The 21,946-nt window shown below is 66.6% G+C and carries 12 protein-coding genes and 1 tRNA gene; 3 read left to right on the forward strand and 10 right to left on the reverse strand.

Annotation, left to right across the window (positions count from 1 at the left end; genetic code table 11):
- Nucleotides 1–11: 11 nt before the first annotated feature.
- Nucleotides 12–1,904, reverse strand: a complete 1,893-nt coding sequence (rho, locus tag CHEID_RS06755) for a transcription termination factor Rho (RefSeq protein ID WP_181645895.1) — start codon at nt 1,902–1,904, stop codon at nt 12–14.
- Between the two features lie 513 nt (nt 1,905–2,417).
- Here rho and CHEID_RS06760 point away from each other — a divergent pair.
- Nucleotides 2,418–4,184, forward strand: coding sequence for a long-chain fatty-acid--CoA ligase (locus CHEID_RS06760; protein WP_273661024.1), 1,767 nt, complete (start codon nt 2,418–2,420; stop codon nt 4,182–4,184).
- On the opposite strand, the gene thrB is transcribed toward CHEID_RS06760, so the two are convergent.
- The 5 genes from thrB to argS all read right to left on the reverse strand — a co-directional run bounded on the left by thrB (nt 4,165) and on the right by argS (nt 11,191).
- Nucleotides 4,165–5,094 carry a homoserine kinase gene (gene thrB, locus CHEID_RS06765; protein WP_112770257.1) on the reverse strand — a complete coding sequence of 310 codons (930 nt, stop codon included), beginning with the start codon at nt 5,092–5,094 and terminating at the stop codon, nt 4,165–4,167. The genes CHEID_RS06760 and thrB overlap by 20 nt on opposite strands.
- A gap of 77 nt (nt 5,095–5,171) precedes the next feature.
- Nucleotides 5,172–6,203: a threonine synthase gene (gene thrC / locus CHEID_RS06770; protein ID WP_238597074.1), complete on the reverse strand. Its 1,032-nt coding sequence runs from the start codon at nt 6,201–6,203 to the stop codon at nt 5,172–5,174.
- Between the two features lie 239 nt (nt 6,204–6,442).
- Nucleotides 6,443–7,828, reverse strand: coding sequence for a homoserine dehydrogenase (locus CHEID_RS06775; RefSeq protein ID WP_112770258.1), 1,386 nt, complete (start codon nt 7,826–7,828; stop codon nt 6,443–6,445).
- A gap of 235 nt (nt 7,829–8,063) precedes the next feature.
- Complete coding sequence (gene lysA, locus CHEID_RS06780) at nt 8,064–9,464, reverse strand: diaminopimelate decarboxylase (protein ID WP_112770259.1); 1,401 nt, start codon at nt 9,462–9,464, stop codon at nt 8,064–8,066.
- A gap of 62 nt (nt 9,465–9,526) precedes the next feature.
- Nucleotides 9,527–11,191, reverse strand: a complete 1,665-nt coding sequence (argS, locus tag CHEID_RS06785; protein WP_112768662.1) for an arginine--tRNA ligase — start codon at nt 11,189–11,191, stop codon at nt 9,527–9,529.
- A gap of 130 nt (nt 11,192–11,321) precedes the next feature.
- Between argS and CHEID_RS06790 the strand changes: the two genes are divergently transcribed.
- Nucleotides 11,322–11,394, forward strand: a tRNA-Arg gene (locus tag CHEID_RS06790).
- A gap of 56 nt (nt 11,395–11,450) precedes the next feature.
- On the opposite strand, the gene CHEID_RS06795 is transcribed toward CHEID_RS06790, so the two are convergent.
- The 4 genes from CHEID_RS06795 to CHEID_RS06810 all read right to left on the reverse strand — a co-directional run bounded on the left by CHEID_RS06795 (nt 11,451) and on the right by CHEID_RS06810 (nt 19,877).
- Nucleotides 11,451–14,231 carry an AAA family ATPase gene (locus tag CHEID_RS06795; protein ID WP_112768663.1) on the reverse strand — a complete coding sequence of 927 codons (2,781 nt, stop codon included), beginning with the start codon at nt 14,229–14,231 and terminating at the stop codon, nt 11,451–11,453.
- 6 nt (nt 14,232–14,237) lie between these two features.
- A complete protein-coding gene (locus CHEID_RS06800; protein WP_273661026.1) occupies nt 14,238–15,461 on the reverse strand; it encodes a metallophosphoesterase family protein in 1,224 nt (407 codons plus the stop codon).
- Nucleotides 15,462–15,543: 82 nt separating this feature from the next.
- Entirely contained in the window at nt 15,544–16,413 is an 870-nt protein-coding gene (locus CHEID_RS06805; RefSeq protein WP_112768665.1) for an SWIM zinc finger family protein, read from the reverse strand.
- Between the two features lie 92 nt (nt 16,414–16,505).
- Nucleotides 16,506–19,877, reverse strand: a complete 3,372-nt coding sequence (locus CHEID_RS06810) for a DEAD/DEAH box helicase (RefSeq protein ID WP_273661027.1) — start codon at nt 19,875–19,877, stop codon at nt 16,506–16,508.
- 247 nt (nt 19,878–20,124) lie between these two features.
- Between CHEID_RS06810 and putP the strand changes: the two genes are divergently transcribed.
- On the forward strand, nt 20,125–21,735 hold the full coding sequence (gene putP / locus CHEID_RS06815; protein WP_112768667.1) for a sodium/proline symporter PutP: 1,611 nt from the start codon (nt 20,125–20,127) through the stop codon (nt 21,733–21,735).
- Nucleotides 21,736–21,946: the final 211 nt, after the last annotated feature.

A 21,946-nucleotide genomic window follows, 5' to 3' on the forward strand; every position in this document is an offset into this window, starting at 1 on the left:
ACTAGGGAGAACTAGTCGGTTTCCTCATCCGCCAGCGGGGCGGAGCTGGCGATCTGCAGCATGAAGTCCCGGTTAGTCTTGTTCTTCCGCAGCTGCTTGATCAACAGGTCGATGGCGGCCTGGGGGTCCAGGGCGGAGAGAATGCGGCGCAGCTTGTGCATAATCCGCGCCTCGTCCGGGCCGAGCAGCAGCTCGTCCTTGCGCGTGCCGGAGGGGTTGACGTCCACCGCCGGGAATACCCGACGCTCGGAGATCTTGCGATCCAGCTTGAGCTCCGCGTTGCCGGTGCCCTTGAACTCCTCGAAGATGACCATGTCTCCTGCAGAGCCGGTCTCCACCATGGCGGTGGCGATGATGGTCAGGCTGCCGCCGTTTTCGATGTTGCGCGCGGCTCCCAGGAATCGCTTCGGCGGGTACAGGGCGTTGGAGTCCACACCGCCGGAGAGGATGCGGCCGGAGGCCGGGGAGGAGTTGTTGTAGGCGCGCCCGAGACGGGTGATGGAGTCCAGCAGCAGCACCACGTCCTTGCCCTGTTCCACCAGGCGCTTGGCTCGCTCCACGGCGAGCTCAGCCACGGCGGTGTGCTCTGACGGCGGGCGGTCGAAGGTTGAGGCGATGACCTCCCCCTTCACGCTGCGCTGCATGTCCGTCACTTCCTCCGGTCGCTCGTCGACGAGCACGACCATGAGGTAGCACTCCGGGTTGTTCGTGGAGATCGCGTTGGCGATGTCCTGGAGGATGGTCGTCTTACCGGCCTTCGGCGGGGAGACGATTAGCGCGCGCTGGCCCTTACCGATGGGCATGATGAGGTCGATCACGCGGGTGGTGAGGGTCTTCGGGTCCGTCTCTAGGCGCAAGCGCTGGTTGGGGTAGAGCGGGGTGAGCTTCGCGAAATCCGGGCGCTGGGACGCCTGCTCCGGGGAAAGGCCATTGACGGATTCCACGCTGTGGATCGGCGTGTACTTTTGCCGGTGCCGGCCGCGTCCACCGGATGCATTGCCCTGGTTGTTGTTGTTACTGCGCGGCTTGATCGCACCCACAATGGCATCGCCGTGGCGCATCCCGTATTTGCGGGCAGTATTTACCGGCACATAGACGTCCGTGGGTCCCGCGTGATATCCGGTGGTGCGGATGAAGGCGGTGTTGGCATCCGCGACGTCTAGAATTCCCGCGACCTGGGCCAGATTCTGCTCGCCACCGGACTGGGGGTTGTTGTCCTCAGCGTCATTGTCCGGGCGGTTATCGCGGTCATCCCGGTTGCGGCGGTTGTTGCGATCCCCACCGTTATTGCCGCCCCGGTCGTTGCGGTCGTTCCTGTTGTTGCGCTCGTTGCGATTGCGCCGGTTCCGCCGGTTGCGGCGGCTGCGCCTGCCCTCCCCGTCATGGTGGCGATTCCGATGCTCCCGGCCCGAACCATCGTGGCGCTTGCTGTCATCGTTATTGCCGCCATCGTTATTTCCGCTGTTGTTCGTGCCAGTGTCGCCTTTATCCGCGTGACGGTTATCCCCGCCGTTCTCGTTGCGGTCCACGGAGTCTCCTCCCCCATCCCGGCCGTTGGGTTCGTCTCGGTTCACTCGGTTCTCACGGTTGTTGCGCTGGTCCTCGGCCTCGTGCTTCGACTCAGGGTCCTGTTGCGGCGCCGAGGATTGCGCAGAAGTGGCGCGCGGTGGGGTGGCGTCCGAAAGAGAAGAATCGCCGGAATTACCGGCCTGCCCGCCACGGGCCCCACCGGATTGGATCACGCTGATTAATTCGCCCTTGCGCAGCGCAGAGGTGCCGCGCAACCCCTGAGCGGCCGCAATTTGGCGCAACTCGGGAAGCTTAAGGGAGGCAAGGCCATTGGCCTGAGCCCGGTTAAGAATGTCGGACAGGCTCACGAAGGTCCTTTCACTGTTACCAAACATGGCATATCGGTGCTTCTCCACATTCCCGCACACAGCCTGTGGGGGCCTCATGCCCCGATTGGCCGGGCAGAAAAAGGGGAAGAAGAAAAGCCGGTTAGCGGCACTGGGCAGCGCATTCGGAGGGAAGTTCTCCATCTCTTCGACGCCCCTAACCCTGCTCACTACGACCCTCGCGTGGAGCCGCAGCGAAGCGAGTTTCGGAGTGACCCCAAATGGAGACAACCCTCCTCGCCCGCAAAACGGAGATCCCATCGGGGGAAGAAGATAAGTGGGATGTGACAAAGTAAGAGGCAGGCAGTTCGCCCAACGCCCATCGCGGGCCCTCACCCTGAGTGGCGGAGGCCTGTCCCACCCGAGTCCCTCGGCGATCCCGGTCCAGTAATAGGCCAGGCACCGCCGGTGTGGGAGCCTCTCGCGCGGGCTCGGCCGCTAACTCATAAGACTCGACTGGCAGTCTAACATCCTGCGATCCACACAACCCTATCGCCACCCACAAAGGTATGCTCCATCTCTATGGAAGCCACGATGCAGGAGATCCCATTCTCAATAGCCCGCATCTTGGAATATGGGGCCACCGCCCACGGCAGCGCCACCATCACCACCTACGCCGAAGCCAGCCCCGAGGGACCGCTACCCAGCCCAGAATCAGAAAGCACCACCTTTGCCACCATCGGCGCCCGCTGCGCCGCACTGGCCCACGCCCTCCACGCGGAATTCGGCATCAACCCCGCCGACCGCGTCTCCACCCTTTTGGCGGAGGACACCGAGCACGTCGAATCACTACTGGCCGTGGCCTCCATGGGGGCCGTGTTCAACCCCCTCAATCGGCATCTCGCGGACGATCAGATCATCCACGTCATCAACCACACCCAGGCCCGGGTCATCATCTGCCACCCGGAGTACGCCGACCGGCTGGCCACTCTCCTGCCCTCCTGCCCCAACGTCACCGGGGCCCTCATCACTGGCAGCGACCCCAGCCACGTCCGCATGGCCCGCTCACTGATCCGCGTCGCCGGGCGGGAGGACATCCGCGTGCTCGGCTACGAGGAGAACCTCAACAACCGCGCCTCCACCTACCCCTGGCCCCGCCTGCCGGAAACCTCCCCCGCCGCCGTCTGCTATTCCACCGGGACCACCGGCGCACCCAAGGCCGTGGTCTACTCCCATCGCAGCCTGTGGCTGCACTCGCTAAACCTTCGCACCGCGGACTCCTTTGGTATCCGCAACGGCATCCCCTTCCTGTGCTGCGTGCCCATCTGCCACGTGTTGAGCTGGGGCGTGCCGCTGGCCGCCTTTATGACCGGGGCTCCGCTCATCCTGCCCGGCCGGACGATTGCCGCCGAGCACCTCGCCGCCGTCATCGAAAACGCCATGCCCCGTCAAGCCCACGGCTCCCCCGGGGTGTGGACCGCCCTGTACGTGCACTACACCGCCCACCCCCCGGCGAAGATGAGCCTGCGGGAGATCTACAGCGGCGGCTCCCCGGTCCCGCCCACCCTCATCGACTCCTGGGAGGAGACCTTCGGGGTGGACATGATCCACGCCTGGGGGATGACGGAAACCAGCCCCGTCGCCACCATCGCTCACCCCCCGGCCGGGGTGGGGGGCCCAGCCCGCGCGCGGTACCGCTACTCCCAGGGCCGCTTCCTGACCGGGGTGGAATACCGCGTGGTGGACGATTCGGGTGTGGTGCTGGAGCACAATGACCGCAACGTCGGCGAGATCCAGGTGCGCGGCAACACCGTGACAGGCAGCTACTACCACTCCCCCGCCCAGCAGGACGGCGCCCCAGCCGCGCTCTTCCGCGGGGAACCCACCGAGGACGCGACAGACCGCTTCACCGCCGATGGGTGGCTGCGCACGGGGGACGTGGGCACCATCACCCAGGACGGCTTCCTCACCATCCACGACCGCAAGGCGGACGTGATCCGCTCCGGGGGCGAGTGGATCTACTCCGCCGCGCTGGAGAACTACGTGATGGAATCACCCGCGGTGATCGAGGCGGCGGTCATCGGTATCCCGGACGCCACGTGGGGTCAGCGGCCCCTGGCCGTGGTGCAGCTAGCGTCGGGCATCGCCCCCAACGAGACGACCGCGCGCACGCTACGCCAGGAGGTCCTGGCCACCGTGCCGCGCTGGATGGCCCCGGAGAACTGGACCTTCGTGGCCAGCATCCCGAAGACCTCCGTGGACAAGTTCGATAAGAAGGACCTGCGCGCCCAGTTCCGGCGCGGCGAGTTTCACGTCATCATGCTCAGCACTAACGCTGACCAGCGGTGACCTCCACCCCGTCGGCGACGCGCAGCCGCTCTACCCGCAGCCCCTGATCCGCAGCCTCCTCCAGGATCTTCGGTTCCACGTCCTCGGTGGATAGCACGAGCACGGTGGGGCCGGCCCCGGAGAGGAAAGCCGGGTAGCCCTGGTTGCGGAGCCGATTGACCCATTCGGCAGTGACGGGCAGCGCCTCTGCTCGGTAGGGCTGATGCAGGCGGTCCCGGGTGCCCTCCCACAGCAGGGAGGGGTCACTGCGCAGGGCGATCGTCATCACGGCGGTGCGGGAGACGTTGAACCGCGCGTCCACGTGACTGACGTCCGTGGGTAGCACGCTGCGGACGGCCTGGGTAGAGGCGTGGAAGTTGGGGATGAGCGCCGTGACCTTGATATCCGGGTGCACCTCCATGCGGGAGGCGTAGTACTGCGGGGCGGTCCGGCCGTCCACGGGGGTGTTGGTCCAGGAGACCACGGCCCCGCCGAGGATGCTCGCGGCCGCGTTGTCCGGGTGCCCCTCGAAGGAAGCGGCGAGCTGGATCATCGTGGCGGGGGTGAAGACGTTGCCCACCAGCCCGTTGGCCGCCGCGATGCCGGCCACTGCGGCGGAGGCGGAAGAACCCATCCCCCGGGATTGCGGGATGGAGTTGTGGCAGTGCACCTTCAGCCCCCGCACGGATACGTCGGCCTTGGCCAGCCCGGCGCGTAGGGCCCGCACCACGAGGTGCCGTTCGTCGAGGGGCACCTCCCCCGCCCCCTCCCCGGTGACCTCCACCTCCAGGCCGGATCCGACGACCTCCACGTCCACGTGGTCGTAGACGCTAAGGGCCAGTCCGAGCGTGTCGAAGCCGGGTCCCAGGTTGGCGCTGGAGCCGGGCACTTTCACATGGACTCGGGTGCCGACGGGAACTTCGGTGCTCATGGTCTCCGCAGCCTTTCCTCACAGGGGTTATTCGGTTCTTGCTGTGGTCTTCGGTTTTGGAAACGCCAACAGTGGCCCTAGCGCAGGTTGAGCGCCTCCGCCACCGCGTGCGTATCCACGTCTGCGACGGTGGGTTCCGGCATCTCCGCCAGGGCGGTGGAGGGGTCCTTCAAGCCGTGGCCGGTGACGGTACACACGATGCGCTGGCCCGGCTCAATTTTCCCCTCGGCGTGCGCGTGGAGCAGGCCGGCGACGGAGGAGGCGGAGGCGGGTTCCACGAACACGCCCTCCTTGGCGGCGATGAGGTGGTAGGCGTCCAAGATCTGCTCGTCGGTCTGGGCCAGGAAGCGCCCGCCGGATTCCTCCTTCGCGGCGACGGCCTGGTGCCAGGAGGCGGGGTTGCCGATGCGGATGGCGGTGGCCACGGTCTCCGGGTCCAGCACCGGTTCCCCCTTGACCAGGGGCGCGGCACCGGCGGCCTGAACACCCAGCATGGTGGGCCGGTGGGTGGACAGACCCGCCTCGGCGTATTCGCTGTAACCCTTCCAGTAGGCGGTGATGTTGCCGGCGTTGCCGACGGGGAGGGCGTGGATATCCGGGGCATCCCCCAGCACGTCCACGATCTCGAAGGCGGCGGTCTTCTGGCCCTCGATGCGCATGGGATTGACGGAGTTGACCAGGGCGATCTCCGGAAACTCGGTGGTGGTCTTGCGCACCATCTCCAGGCAGTCGTCGAAGTTGCCGCGGATCTGGATGATCTGGGCGCCGTGCATGACGGCCTGGGCCAGCTTGCCCTGGGCGATCTTGCCCTCCGGGATGAGCACGGCGCAGGCGATGCCGGCGCGGGCGGCATAGGCCGCGGCGCTGGCCGAGGTGTTGCCCGTGGAGGCGCACATGAGCACCTTCTGGCCGTTGTTCACCGCGTCGGAAACGGCCACCGTCATGCCGCGGTCCTTAAACGAGCCGGTGGGGTTGGCACCCTCGATCTTGAGGAAGACCTCGCAGCGGGTGAGCTCGGAGAGGTGGTTTGCCCGCAGCAGGGGCGTGCCGCCCTCGTTGAGGGTCACGGGATCCCATCCCTCCGCAAAGGGCATCCAGTCCCGGTACATGTTGATCAATCCACTCCAACTGGACAGGATGACCTGCCGCTCCCGCTGGGTCGCGGGGGGACGGGAATCCTGCGTGGTGGGCTCCACCTGCAGGGGATCCGTGTGGCGGGTCTCGGAGTGCTGGTCGTAGGAGGAGGTGTGCTCGTCGCTCACGGGGATGGGTCCTTTGCTGGAGGTGAGGAGGGAGAGAAGACGGGGGTAGGTGCAGGGAACGGGCAGGTGCGGGAAGCGGCCGCGGCTTAACCCTCCATGCGGATGACGGAGCGCACCGATCGCACCTCGTCCAGGGTCTTGAGGGATTCCACGGTCGCCTTCAGTTCCGATTCCTTGGCTCGGTGGGTGATGACAACGAGTCGGGCGCCATCTTCGATGCCCTGCTGGCGCACCGTCTTCAGGGAGACGTTGTGGGCGGAGAAGGCGTTGGCCACCTCCGCGAGCACGCCCACGCGATCCACGACCTCCATGTCCACGTGATAGCGGGTTTGGATGTCCCCGAAATCGGCGATCGGCAGGGAAGCGTAGGTGGACTCCCCCGGGCCACGACCGCCGTGGACGATGTTGCGGGCCACGGCCACCACATCGCCCAACACGGCGGAGGCGGTGGGGCCACCGCCGGCGCCGTTGCCGTAGAACATCAACCGGCCCGCGGACTCCGCCTCCACGAACACTGCGTTGTAGGACTCGCTCACGCTCGCCAGTGGGTGGGTCGTGGGGATGAGTGCGGGGTACACCCGGGCGGACACCGACTCGGTGCCCGTGGACTCGTCCACCAGCCGCTCGCAGATCGCCAGCAGCTTGATCGTGGAACCGGCGGCCTTCGCCGCATCGATATCGTCCACGGAGATATCGCGGATCCCCTCCGTGTGGACATCATCCCCGGACACCCGCGTGTGGAACGCCAGCGAGGCCAGGATCGCCGCCTTGGAGGCAGCATCGTAGCCATCCACGTCGGCCGTCGGGTCCGCCTCCGCATAACCCAGCTCGGTGGCCTCCGCGAGCATCTCCGCATAGCTCGCGCCCCGGTGGTACATGGCGTCCAAAATGAAATTGGTGGTGCCGTTGACAATGCCCATGACGGCATTGACCTTGTCCCCCGCCAATGAACGGCGCAACGGGCCGACCACCGGAATGGCGGCTGCCACCGCCGCCTCGAAGAACAGATCCACACCGGATTCATCTGCGGCCTCCGACAGCTCGTCGGCGTGCGCCGCGATGAGGGCCTTGTTCGCGGTCACCACGGACTTCCCGCCGCGCAGGGCGGTGGTGACGATCTGCCGGGGAAAGTCGATGCCGCCGATGACCTCGATGACCAGGTCGATGTCGTCGCGTTTAACCAGGGAGAGCGCATCGTCGGTGAGCAGCTCGCGGTCCACCCCCGGGCGCGGCTTGCTGAGGTCCCCCACGGCCACGCCGCGCACCTCCAACCGCCCGCCGATGCGGGAGGCGAACTCCTCGGAACGCTCGTTGATCAGGCGCAGGACCTCAGAGCCCACCGTGCCCATCCCCAGCAGCGCAACGCCGACCGTTGCTCCGGCGCCCTTGCCGGGCTTGAACCCGGATGGTGCGGACGCCCCCGAAGACGACTCCGCGGGCTGTGGTGCTGTGCTCTGTGCTGCGTTCGTCATCGTTCTCCCGATAGTTCTCGTCGCCGGTTCTCTTCACCGTGACCCCAACCCCTTCCCAGCGCCGGTGCACCTCGGCCGGCCGGACCCCAAGGGGGCCACGCCGAGCGCGGAGGCCCAGGGGCCGCGACAGGGATCGTGGCAGGGGTCGGAAACAGGGGCGAGGTAAATCTGCTGATTGGGTGCCGGATCACGGCGTGTTTACATCGCGTTTACATCCTAGTCGAGGCCACCGCGGCTAGTGATCGGTGTCCAGCGCGAGGATGTCCTCCACCGTCTCCCGGCGCAGCATCGTGCACGAGCTGCCCTCGCTGACCACGACCACCGGCGGGCGCGTCATCATGTTGTAGCGCGAGCTCATCGCGTAGCAATAAGCACCCGTGGCCCCGAGCATCAGCAGGTCCCCAGGCCGAACATCCCCCGGAATCAGCGCGTCCGCGATGAGGATGTCCCCGGATTCGCAGTGGGACCCCACCACCCGGCTGGGCACGGGTTCAGCCTCTGTGAGCCGGTTGACGATCCGGCAGTCGTATTCGGCGTTGTACAGGCTGGGGCGAATGTTGTCGCTCATTCCGCCGTCCACGGAGATGTACCGACGCGTCGTGCGATCAGAGGTTTCCACGTCCTTCACCGTGCCCACCCGGTACACCGTGACGGTGGAGGGGCCCGCGATGGCCCGACCCGGTTCCACGTTCACGCTGGGGGCGGCGATCCCCATCCGGTCCGCCGCCGCCTCCACCTGCTCCAGCAGGTCCCGGGCCACGCCGTCGACATCCAAAGCCTCCTGGTCTGGCATGTACGCGATGCCGTAGCCGCCGCCTAGGTCCAGCGTGTCCAAGGTGGTGGAGCCTTCCGGGCCCTTCCCCTCGCGCACGGTCGGCCACAGGCTCAGCAGGCGTTGGGCGGCGAGGACGAAACCGTCGGCCTCGAACACCTGCGAGCCGACGTGGCAGTGCAGGCCCCGCAGCCTCAGGTGCTCCGCTTTGGCGCAGGCCAGCGTGGCCTTTTCCGCTGCCCCGGAGGCCAGAGAGAAGCCGAACTTCTGGTCCTCGTGAGAGGTAGCGATGAACTCGTGCGTTTCCACGTGCACGCCGGGGGTCACCCGCACCAGCACGTTTTGTACCTGCCCCAGCTTCGCGGCGACCTGCTCCAGCAGCTCGATTTCCTGGGGGGAATCGACCACGACGAACTCCACCCCCGCGGTCACGGCGCGGGTGAGGAAGCCTTCGGACTTGTTGTTGCCATGAACGGTGATGCGCTCGGCCGGGAAGTCTGCGGCGAGCGCGACGGCCAGCTCGTTTTCGCTGGCCACGTCCAGAGCTAGCCCCTCCTGTTCGATCCAGCGGCACAGGGAGACGGTGAGGAAGGCCTTGGACGCGTAATGGACGTGGTGGCCGCCCCGGAAGGCGGTGGCCAGTTGGCGGCAGCGGGTGCGAAAGTCCGTCTCGTTAAGCACGAAGACGGGGGTGCCGTATTCCTCTGCCACGTCGGTGAGGCGCACGCCCTCGATGCTCACCACGCCATCGTCCTCGCGGCGGGTGTTGAGGGGGTACACGTGGTGCGGAATTCGGTTGAACTCCTCCGTGGAGGTGGTTCGCACGCGCAGGGGCGTAACGGGCTGTTGGGTGAGTGGGTCCATGGGTGCGGCGGGCTCTCCGAGGTGGATGTGGGGGTACAGGCGGGCGGGGTTGGGGCGGGCCGCTACATGCGCTCGGGCGCGGAGACCCCCAGCAGGTGCAACGCATTGGCCAGGGTCTGCTTTGTTGCGGCGGCCAGCGCGAGGCGGGCGGTGAATACCGGTGCGGCGTCCGCGCCGGTGGGCTCGTCACCCTTGGGCAGAATCTGGCAGGTGTCGTAGAACCGGTGGAAGGCCCCGGCGAGCTGCTCGGCGTAGCGGGCCACGCGGTGCGTTTCCCGCAGTTCGGCGGCCGTTTTGACCACGGCAGGGAACTCGCCGAGGGTGCGGATCAGGTCACCCTCTCGTTCTTCGGTGAGCAGACTGTAATCCGGATTGTCACTGTGGACGCCAGCCTCCGCAGCCTTGCGCGCCAGGGAGGAGAGCCGGGCGTGGGCATATTGCACGTAGAACACGGGGTTTTCGTTCGAACGCGAAGCCCACAGGTTCATATCAATATCCAGGGTGGAGTCCACCGAGGAGCGGATCAGCGCGTAGCGGGCAGCGTCCACGCCAATGGCTTCCACCAGGTCCTCCAGGGTGACAACGGTTCCCGCCCGCTTGGACATGCGCACGGCGCGGCCATCTCGAACCAGGTTCACCATCTGCCCGATGAGGACCTCCACCTGCTCGGGGCGGTAACCCAGCGCAGCGACAGCGGCTTTGAGGCGGGCAATGTAGCCATGGTGGTCCGCGCCCAGCATGTAGATGCAGAGGTCGTGACCGCGCTCGATCTTGTCGGCGATGTACGCGATATCCCCCGCGATGTAGGCGGCGTCCCCATCCGATTTGATGACCACCCGGTCCTTATCGTCCCCAAAATCGGTCGACCGCAACCACCAGGCACCGTCTGACTCGTACAGGTTCCCGTTGGCCTTGAGCGTGTCCACGGCCCGGTCCACGGCACCCGATTCGAACAGGGATTGCTCGTGGAAGTACACGTCGAACTCGGTGCCGAACTCGGCGAGGCTGCGCTTGATGTGGGCGAACATGAGCTCCACGCCTTCGGCGCGGAAGAGCTCCTGGGCCTCGGAGTCCGCGAGCTCGGACCACTCCGGGTGAAGGGAGGTCACCTGCTGGGCGATGTCGTGGATGTACTCCCCGCCGTAACCATCCTCTGGGGTGGGCTGCCGACGGGCGGCGGCGAGCAAGGAGCGGGAGAAACGATCGATCTGGCGGCCGTGATCGTTGAAGTAGTACTCGCGGGTGACCGTGGCGCCCTGGGCGGACAGGATGCGCCCGAGGGTATCGCCGAAGGCGGCCCAGCGGGTTCCGCCGAGGTGCACCGGGCCCGTGGGGTTCGCCGAGACGAACTCCAGGTTGATCTGCTGGCCCGCGCAGAGATCGCCGTGGCCGTAGTGGGTCCCGGCGGCGAGGATGTCTGCGACGACCTTGCCCTGGGCGGCGGCGGCCAACCGGATGTTGATGAACCCGGGGCCGGCCACAGTGGCCTCCTCGATGCCCTCCTGCTGGGACAGGCGCTCGGCCAGCCACGTGCCCAGTTGGCGGGGGTTGGTACCGGCCCGCTTGGCGGTTTGCATGGCCACGTTGGTTGCGTAATCCCCGTGCTCGGGGTTGCGCGGGCGCTCCACGGTTGGGGTGGCGGGCACCACGGAGGCGTCCAGGTCGTGTTGCGCTAAAACGTCGCGGGCCGCGGCGCCGATCAGGGTCGATAGTTCTGCAGGAGTCACGGGTTACCAGGGTAGCAAGGAGGCAAAAGGGCCTCTGGGGTGGTGGTTACTAAGTTCGTTTCGGGCGGTGCTACAGTATGACCTCGAATCGCACCCGCGGGATTTGCCCCGTGGGAAGAGGTTTGATGTTGCCCTCGTAGCTCAGGGGATAGAGCACTGGTTTCCGGTACCAGGGGTCACAGGTTCGATTCCTGTCGGGGGCACTCCTTTTTTTATTTCACCAGTCGGTCCTGCGGGACCGGCTGGCGCTCCGGGGAAACTAGCTGGCGTTGCCCAACTGGGTGAACTGGGCCCCGCTGATCCGGTCGAAGCGGCCGACATCGCAGGTGAACACCACAATCTGGTGCTGCTTGCCCAGTTGGCCGAGAACGGTGTTCATCGCCCGGATCCGGCGGGGGTCCGAGAACCCCAGGGCGTCGTCGAGGAAGATGGGCACGCTGCCCTCCCGCCCGGCAAGCGTTGCCACCGCCAGACGCGCGAGCAACAGGAGCTGCTCTTGTGCACCGCCGGAGAGCAATTCGGTGTCCAGCCGCAAGCCCTGGTGAACCCGGGCCTCGATGCCCAGGTCCTCCCCGAGGACAAACTCCGCATCTGGGCCGAACACCACCCGGGCCAGTTCCTGGAACCGGCGCTTGAAGGGCTCCTCGTAGGCGGCGCGCAGTTCCGCGCGGGCCCGGTTGAGCGTCTCCCACAGCAGGCTGGCCGCGGCGGCGGCGCGCTTCACCCGGTCGAGGCCGCGCTGAGCGGTCGTCGCGGCCCGTTCGGCGTCCGCCAGGCGTTCGGCGACCCCCGCCCGGGTTCCCAGAGCCCCCTCTGCGCGAGTAATCGCCGTCTCCAGCTCCCGCTTGCGATCTTCCAGGCGCTGGAGGCGCACCTTGGCTCCATCCATCTCGGCCTGCGCCGATGCCGGGTCCAGGCGCCCGCATTCCTCCCGCTGCTCGGCCAGGGCTGCCTCGGCCCGTTGGAGGTGGGAGGCAGCCTCCGCTGCGGCGTTGGACAGCTCCTCGTCGCTGTGCGATTCTCGCTGCTCGGACAGCGCCCACACGGCAGCATCTGCAGTCGCCCGTTTCTCGGTGAGTGCCTGCTCGGCGGCCTGCAGCCGGAAGATAGCCCCGGTCGTCGTCGCCTCCAGCCGAGAGCGCAGGTCCGCCAGGCCGTTTTCGCAGGCCTGTTCCCAGCCCCGGGCTAGCTCGGCGGCTGCTGCCTCGTGCTCCTCGCGCTCGGGACCGGCCGGGGCATCACTTCGGAGATCGGCCAGGTTTAGTCCGGCGGGCACCTGCCGAAACTCGACCGCCGCGGGCTGTGGAACGAGTTGGGACCAACGCTCGAATTCGGCGTCCCGGGTGGCCTCGGCCCGGTCGGACTCGGCCTGGGCATCGTGGAGGCGGCGCTCCAGCTCATCCATGGGTGTGCCCGACGTTATCGTGGCGAGCTCGAGGCGCAGTTCCGCCACGTTTCGTTCGAGGGCTTCACGCTCCTCGTTCTGTTTCCGGGCCGCAGGTAGATCCCCCGTTTCCACGTGCAGTTGCCGGGAGGCCGCCTCGACGGCCTCCTCGGCCCGGTGAACCGCCTGCTCGGGTTCGTGGAGCTCCTGGGAGGGGGTTAAGACCACCCGGAAGTCGCCGAGTCCGTACTCGCGTTGCTGTGTGGCCTTGGTGGTGAAGGGGGTCCCGGTGGAAGCCAGGGTGTGCTCCTCACCATCCTCGGTGAATACCGCCCCGGCGGGCCCGTGAATCTCCACGCTGGTGGAGCTGGCCTCCAGCACTTGTCGGGCGGTGTTCAGCTCTGCCAGGGCATCTCTTAGTGCGGCCACCCGCTGCGGGGTGGCCGCGTTGGTCCGCAGCTTCTCGGCGGCGGTGTCCAAACGGGCGTTGACCCCCCGGGCTTGCTTCAGCACGGAGGCTGTGCGTTCCCGCTCCGCCGTTGCGCGCCCGGCCGCGCCCGCCTGGGTGAGGGTGGCGACCAGCTGCTTGGCTGCACGGTGTTCCTCGGTCAGGGCGCTCAGGGCCGTCTTCGCGGCGGTAAGTGCTTCTGCCTCCGCGTCGGCTTCTGCCTGCAATCGACTGTAATCCTGCGAGCCGCTGTCTACCGCCTGGCGCGCTTCGCGTACACGCTGAGCTGCGGCGTTCCGCTCGTCCACCTTCATCTGGGCCAACTGCGCGGCACTGCGGGCGCTATCCACCCGCTGCTGCTGTGCGGCCAGCCGCTCTTGGGCCTTGTTCACCTGGGCGAGTTTCTGCTCTGCAGCGGCAAGCTCTTCCCGCGCCGTCGGCAGTCCTCGCCGCACCTCTACTTGCTCGGCGAGTCCGTCCTCGATGTGGCGGATGAGCTCCCGGGCCTCTCCGTAATCCTCGCGCACCTGTGCGAGATCCTCCTGCGCTGCCTCGCTGGCTCTCTGGGCTGCGGCGAGCGGACCCTTGGCGGCAGGTTTGCCCTTGGCGGTGTAGTAACGCAGGTACTCGGCCTCGGCTCGCGCGAGCAGCGCCGAGGTATCCGCATCCTCCCAGGCGGCGGGAGGGCGGTGGCCGTCGTCTGGTTCCTCCTCCTCGTCGGACGTGCTGTGCAACATAGCGGGCAGGGATTGGACGTCCCCCGCCCGGAACTCTCCCAAGCTGGAGCCCTGATGAACAGTGAGCGCTGCCAGAAGAGACTCGTCGACCCCCTCCGCCAGGATTTCCGCAAAGCGATCCTCAGCCTGCCGCCCCGTGAGGGACTCGGGCCGCGGCCGTTCCACACTCAGCTCCGCTTTCCCACTGCCCGGGCGGAAAACTTTCCGGATGTGCAGCTTCTTATCCCCCACGGTCATCCGTGCGGAGATGGCCGTGTCCTCATCCTTGCCGCGCTGGCGTAACGCCCGGACCGGCTTGGAGCGGGAGTTGACTCCCACATCGGAGAGGAGCAGCTCGAAGGCGCTGAGGAAGGTCGACTTGCCCACCTCGTTGGGACCGTGGACCACGACCACCCCCGTCTCGGGGAACCTCAACTCGGCGTGGTCCACACCGGCGACGTTGTCCAGAACCAATTCATGCAGCTTCAACATGTCTGTCTACTTCCCGTCTTGGGTGTGGCTGAGGCGATACAGGAGCTTCAGGGCATCCTCGGCTTCCGGGGTGGTCTGGGCCAGCAAGCTGAGTTCCTCGGCGACGCGACCCACCACTCCAGCGGTGGGGAAAGCCTCGGCGATCTCGCTCTCCCCCGGCACGACGTGAACCCGATCCCGGCTGTGCCTGGGATACAGAGCCGCGAACTTCGGCCGCAGCTCATCCAACTGGCGTTCCAATTTTCCGGAGGTAGCCAAGTCGATCGTCCCCTCCAACCCGTACTTGACCACGGTGGTGCGCGGGTGAGGAAAGCGATCGAGCCGTTCCACCAGGGCCTGGACGTCCTCCGGCCCATCCATCCGCCCGTCCACGGCTGCAAACGTCCACTGGCCCACAGGGACCTGCTCCACGGCCACCTTCGCGGGGCTATCACCTCCCAGTGGATCCGCAGCGATGTCCACGATCAGGGCAAACCCAGAGGCCGCTTCCCCGGTTCCATCCTCCTCCCGGTAGTCCGTGACCTCCGGGGACCCGGAGTACCACGCCCGCCCACTGTCGTGGAGCCGCATCGCGGAGTGGGTATCGCCCAGCGCGATGTAGTCCACAAGCCGCTGCTCACATGCAGCCACGGCCCCGTCGACATCGATAACGTCCAGAGCCATCTCGCTACCCCACGATTGCACCCGTCCATGCCCGACCAACACCCTCGCCTCCCCCGGCGGGGCCGCGCCGCAATCCTCCCGCACGGCGCTCAGGGCCCGGCCCACCACATCTTCGGCACCGTATCGGCTCAGCAGCGGCGCGCCGATTATCACCAGGCCGGGACGCACTTCCTGGGCCTCGGAGTTCCGCAAGACCCGCACCCCCGCCGAGCCCCCCTGTTCCAGTCCCTCGAACTCCGGCTGGCGATACACGCTGGAGGGATCCAGCGAATCGTGGTTGCCCGGCAGCAGGTACAGGGGCACCGGCGTTCGCCGCAGCACATCCAGCGCCCGGCGCCAGGTTCTGGGTTCCAGGAAGTTCGAGTCGAACACATCCCCGGCCACCACGATGGCCTCGCAATCGCGGCTGCGGGCAATGTCGAACAGGCGCTCCACTGCCGCCAATCGGGCCTCGTCGAAACGCGGTTGGGCATCGGCGTCCAAAAACCACCGGCTCATGCCCAGGTGCCAGTCGGAAGTATGCAGGATACGAGCCGTCCCCTCGGGCCGGCGTTGCGGTAGCGACATGGTGGGTCCTCTCTGTACCCCGAGCGCCCCGATGGCGCTGGCGTTCCTCATTCCCCTCGATTAGTAGCAAGCGGTCGGGACATCAGTGCCGCCACGGGCGTTCCTCCAGCTCCGGGTCCTGGTCCGTGAGCGCTTCGTAGCACACCTCCAGGTCGTGCCACACCCGCAACTGATCCACATGGGACCAGCTCACCGTGCGCAACGCCCGCATGAGCATGTCCCGATCCCCCAGCTCCAAGCCCTCCTCCACCGGCATGTCCGGGGTTTCCACCCGGGTCAACCCACCGCCCCAAAACTTGGCTGGGTCCACCCGCTTCACCTTGTCCAGGTGCACCCTGTCCCCGCCATCGGATTGCGGTACCCCTGCGGGACCGCTCCAGGAGCGCTGGGTAGCGGCCAGCGCATCGCTGGCGTCCACACCCCGAAATCGAAACACCTGGAAGGGCTCCCGGTTGAACAGAGCCGCCGCCGCGTACCCCACCGCCACCGCATGCTTGCACACCGCCGCCTTATCCGGACAGGTACACGTCACCGAACGCAGATGATCCGGTCGCAGCAGAACCGTCGCGATCTCCAGTGGGGGTGCCGACCCGGCCAGGACGGAGCGCACGATGCTCGGATCTGCTGTGACCTCCTCCGTCACATAGGTTCGCTGCCGCGGGCTGAGCGGCCGAAACCGCAACTGCACCTCGAACGGAACTAGCTGGGTTCCCGCAACCACCGCCGTAATGAGGTTCGTATCCAAGTCCACCGACAGCACCTGCTTGCCCCGGTAATACTCCCGGCCCCTGGCCAACCGGCCCGAATCCGCGCCCTCCGATAGCGCCTCCATCACCTGCCGCGGGACCCAGCCCTCCGCCTCGATGAAGGGCAGTCTTCCGCTGGAACTGCCCGGGCCGTGCCGCTGTTCCAGCTCGGCGCGGCGCTGGGCGCCGAAATCGGCGACCACCACGTTTTCACCCCAGGCGGAGAAGCGTGGGCTACCTCGTCGAGCACCGGGGCGGTTCGAGCTCCGCCGTGGGTGGTCGGAATTGTGCCGGTCCATTAGTCCTGCCCTTCCGAATACGGCGGTTGTGCTGATGGCGACGGGGTTGGCGCTTTGTCCCCGGCTTTCGCCCCAGTTTTGCCCCCGGTGTCCTTCCCGGTGTAATCCCCGGCCTCCCGCCAGGTGGCCACCTCCTCGCTCGCCGAGCGCAGGTGCCACAGCTCCGCCAGATCAGCGTCGTCCAAGTTCGCGATCCATCCTTCCCCGGCCCCGATGATGTCGCCGGCCAGCTCCCGCTTCGCGGCGATGATGTCATGGATGCGCTCGTCAATGGTTCCCTTCGTGACCAACTTGTACACATCCACATTCTTGTCCTGCCCAATGCGGTAAGCCCGATCCGTCGCCTGGTCCTCCACGGCCGGGTTCCACCACCGGTCCACGTGAATGACCACGGAGGCCTGCGTCAACGTGATCCCCGTGCCCCCGGCGCGCACGCTAACCACCATGATCTGCGGGGAGGGCACATCCAGCCCGCTGATCGCGCCCTCCCCCGCGCCGCCGCTAAGGGGCCGCTGAAATTCCGCAACCAGCTTGGCCCGCTCCTTCCGGGACACCCCACCGTGGAGCATCGGCACCACCCCGCCGCTGCGCCGTTGTAGTTCGGGCACGAGCATGTTGCCGAAGGAGGGGAATTGGGTGAAGATGATGACTTTCTTCCGCTCGCGCACGGCCGCTTCCACGAGCTGAAACAGGCGGCGGACTTTCTCCGAGCGGTGGTGGCCGTTGCGCAGCAGCCCGGAGCCGTCACCGCTGTAGTGGGCGGGATGGTTGCAGATCTGCTTGATGCGTACCAGCGCGCCGAGGATGATGCCGCGCCGGCCGCTTTCCTCGTCCCGAATGCGCCGCTCGATGTCGGCGATGTAGGCGGTGTAAAGCGCCGCCTGTTCGTCGCTGAGCGAGACCAGTTCGATGTGTTCGCGTTTGTCCGGGAGGTTGAGGTCGATGCTGGGGTCCGTTTTCACGCGGCGCAGGATGAAGGGTTCCACGATGCGCCGGAGCCTGCGGGTCGCGGCTTCGTCCTGGTAACGCTCGATGGGGATGGCGAGGCGGTCTTGAAAGGCGGCGGCGCTGCCGAGGATGCCGGGGTTGGCGAAATCCATGATCGCGTAGAGGTCCGAGAGCCGGTTTTCCACGGGGGTGCCGGTCAGCGCGATGTGGTGGGCCGCGGGAATGCTGCGGACCATGCGGAACTGCCGGGTTTGGGGGTTCTTGATGTTCTGGGCTTCATCCGCAACCACGCGACGCCAGGACACCGCACGGTAGCGCTCGGGGTTGCGGGAGAGGGTGCCGTAGGTGGTGATCACAAGAGCCGCCGCGGCCGCCGCCTGCTGGAATTCGTCGGCGGGTTTCTTGCTAGGCCCGTGGTCCACAAGCACGGTTAGGTCGGGGGTGTGGGTGGCGGACTGGGCCTCCCAGGCGTCCACGACAGAGGTAGGGGCGACCACGAGGGTGGGTTGGGTGGTAGCTCCGCCCTGTCGTTCCCAGGCCACGAGGGCCAGAACTTGGAGGGTCTTGCCCAGGCCCATGTCATCGGCGAGGATCGCGCCGATATTGTGCCGGGACATCCACGCCAGCCAATTGAGGCCGCGGCGCTGGTGATCGCGCATGGGCGTGCGGACGGTCGGGGGCACCGGGACCATCTCCGGCGGGTCGATGGCGGGACCCGTCGGCCCGTCCCCCGTCCCCGCTGGGTCCCCGTTCCCGTCCAACCCCGGGAAAAGGCGCGCCGCCCAGCCGTCGACGTTGATCTCGAAGTTGTGCTCGTTGTCCTCCGCGCCGCTGTATTCAGCGGCAGAGAGCTGGGCCTCGAGGACGTCCCGGGTGCTCACCAGAACGTCCGCAGCCTCCTCGCCCTGGGGGTTGTCACCGTTGTCATTGCTTAAGGACGCCACCCCGGCGCGTTCCGATAGCTCCTGCAGCGTGCTGAACCACTTCCGGGCCCGCTGGAGCACGCCGGCTTCCAGGTAGACGTATTCCCCGTTGACCTGAACGACTGTCTCCGCACTGCGCAACAGCGCGTCCCGTTCACTGTCCTCTACCGGCTGGCCATTGACGCTGACATCCCAGTTGAAGGCCAGGACCTGATCTAGGCCGAGCTTGCCGCTGCCGGGCCCCTGTCCCACGGGGGTGCCTTTGAGGTTGACCTTGGGGTTGACCGGGGACCACCCCCGCGGGATAAGCACGCTGATGCCCGCGCCGCGCAGGGCCGGGGCACCCTGGCCCAGCAGCTCCCCCACGCCGGCGGCGTCGAGGGTGATCGCTAGCTGCCGATCCGCGGCCATGTTGCCGGTGAGCTGCGCGGAATCCGGCATCCACACACCGGTGTTGAGCCAGGCGTCCACGGCCTGGAGCTGCTCGGCCAGCGGGGGCCACGCGGTGCGCGCGATTTTGAGGCTGCGGGTGAGCAGAGCCCGCACATCCTCCGGGGCGTCCGCAGTATTCACCGTGGTGGCCGGGCCATCATCCACGCTGAGCCCGATTTCTACCCGCCACCGGGCCTCCTCCACTGCCCCGGCGGACTGATCCTCCGGTGGCCTAGAAACATCGATGAGCTGCGGCGGGAGCGGGCGGGGTTCCCTTTCTTCGGCTTCCTCCTCGCGCTGGGCCGCGTCTGGTTCGGAGAGCTTGAGCACCAGCTTGGTCGCCGCCATGCGCGCGGACCGGCGCCACTCGTTGAGCAGGATGACCGTCTCCCCGGTCACTTTCGGCGCCGGTTGGGCGGAGACGAGGGCGGTAGCAAAAGGGGTCGTCGTCACCTCCCCCAGCTTCCCGCCCTCACCGAGACGATCGGCAAGCAGTGCGGTGGCGATCCAGTGGACCATGTCGTTCACCGCATCCTCGACCACCTCCGGCCCGCCATTGGCCCGCAGCACCCCTGGGGTTTGATTGGTGAACTCGGCCAGCACCCCGGCGTGCCCGCCTCCGGTGGACAGTGTCCACATCGGGTACCAGCGCCCCTCCACGTGCCGCAGTTGCACCATGACCCGCCCCGCCCGGACAGCGGTAACGGCGAAGGTAAACAGGTCCGCGACGAACACCGCCTCCGGGCTCATCCCGGGGATCTGCGAAGCCCCCACATGCCGGGCGCAGTAATCGGCGAGCACCTGCAGCGCCCACACGCTATCCCCCGCCGCCCACGCCGCCGTGGGAACGGCCAGTTGTTGCACGCGCCCCTTCGGCGTGGCCACGACCACCTTGCTGCGGGCACGCAGAGGCCGACAGCGGGCCAGCTCCAACAGCTCGTCGGGGAGGTCCCCCTCCCCCAACTGGTCCGTGCTACCCACCACGCGGTGGCCCTCGACCAACTCCAGCCACAGGTGCACGCCCCCGTCGTTGGGTAGCACGGCGTGCAGCAGGCAGGGATAGCTCATAGCTACCCGGTCTACCATGCTGCCTGATCGGGACCGGGGTTGGACCGTTCCGGTCGGGCCCATCGGGCTTGTCTTCCGCTGGGAAATTTCTGTGTTTTCGCGCCCTGATCTTTTGACAGGCGCGGTTATTCTCGGTTTCCTAGTCTGTGGTCCATTTTGCTTTTGCCCCCTGCCACCACCGCTGGGCGCAGGGGTGAATGTCCATGTCATTGTCAACTGTCGCAACTGCACGAGGGAGGATCCTGCGATGAGCGACCACGCGTGGTTCATCACAGCAATGGTGATTTATTTGATCGCCATGCTGCTTATTGGCCTCTACGGCTACAAACAGACCGATCAATACGAGGACTATATGCTGGGCGGGCGCCAGCTACACCCGTTCGTCGCCGCCCTGTCCGCCGGGGCTTCAGATATGTCTGGCTGGCTGCTCATGGGCTTGCCCGCCGCTATTTTTGTCTCCGGTTTTTCCAAACTGTGGGTGGCTATCGGCCTCCTCATCGGAGCAGCCCTGAACTGGTGGTTTACCGCTCCCAGGTTGCGCACATACACGGAGGTGGCAAACAACTCGATCACCCTACCGACCTTCTTGGAACACCGGCTGGAGGACCGCAAGCACGTCCTGCGCGTTGTCGCTGGCCTCGTTATTCTGGTCTTCTTCACCTTCTATGTGGCCTCGGGAATGGTGGCCGGCGGGCGCTACTTCGAATCTACTTTCGGCGCCAGCTACCTGTGGGGCATGATCATCATCGCCGGTGTCACGGTGGTGTACACCTTCATCGGCGGATTCCTGGCCGTCTCCTATACCGATGCGGTGCAGGGCACGATCATGTTTTTCGCCCTGCTCATGGTGCCGGTCATGGCGTTTATCACCGTTGGGGATTCCAGCTCGCTGTTCGACTGGCAGCTTAACAATGGCTACGGCAATGACCAACTAGCGGCTAATCCGGACTGGTTCTCCCTGTTCTCTGGGGTCTCTGCCATCACCGTGATTTCCGGCCTGGCATGGGGATTGGGCTACTTCGGGCAGCCGCACATCATCGTGCGCTTCATGGCCCTGCGCAAGCCCTCGGACGCCAAGCAGGGCCTGGCCTACGGGGTCTCCTGGATGGCCCTGTCCATGGTCGGCGCGGTCTTCGTGGCCGTCATGGCCCCCGGTTTCTTCGCCATGGATCCCTCAATCTCCATCGTGGACCAGGTGAACTTCGAGACGATCTTCCTGGACATGGGCCGCATCCTGTTCCATCCGCTCATCGCGGGACTGGTGCTCACGGCCGTGCTCGCCGCCATCATGTCCACGATCTCCTCCCAGTTGCTGGTGGTCTCCTCGGCTCTCGTGGAGGACATGTACAAGGGCCTGTTCAACAAGAAGGCCAGCGATAACCAGCTCAAGCTGCTCTCCCGCATCGCCGTGGTCCTCGTGGCTGTCATGGCATTCTTCATCGCGCGCAATCCCGACTCTGCCGTGTTGAAGCTCGTGGAGTTCGCCTGGGCCGGCTTCGGCTCCGCCTTCGGCCCGGTGGTCATCGCTTCCCTGTACTGGCGTCGCCTTAATGTGCCCGGCGCGGTCGCGGGTGTCCTCGCCGGCGCTCTGGTCGCCTTCGTTTGGGGTGGCCTGCCCACCCTCGGGGTATGGGTGACGGAGAAGCCCTTCGGCCTGTACGAGATGGTGCCTGGTGTGCTCGCCAGCATCGTGGCCATGGTTGTTGTCAGCCTGGCCACCAAGCCCCCGGCTCCGCATGTGGTGGAGATGTTCGACGAAGTCCAGGAGATCTCGAAGACCATGAAGGGCCACCCGGAGGCCGATCTGCGGGCCACGAAGGAGGGCGTGGAGGCCCACCACGCCCAGCCCACCTCCTAACACTCAGCCGACCCTGGGGATCGGGGGGATTCCCCTCCAGGGGTGGTGAACCATTTACCGCTGCACGGCGTCTAATACTCCGTGCGGCGGTTTTCTCTATCCCGATATTTTCCGATCCTCGATCACCCGGGGTGGTGGGGTGTGGTGGCGGTGGTCTGTGCGCTCATCCTGTTTTTTCCGGTGAGGACGCCACCTCCCCCGCGCACCCTGC

This window comes from Corynebacterium heidelbergense, assembly GCF_028609845.1.
GTDB lineage: Bacteria > Actinomycetota > Actinomycetes > Mycobacteriales > Mycobacteriaceae > Corynebacterium > Corynebacterium heidelbergense.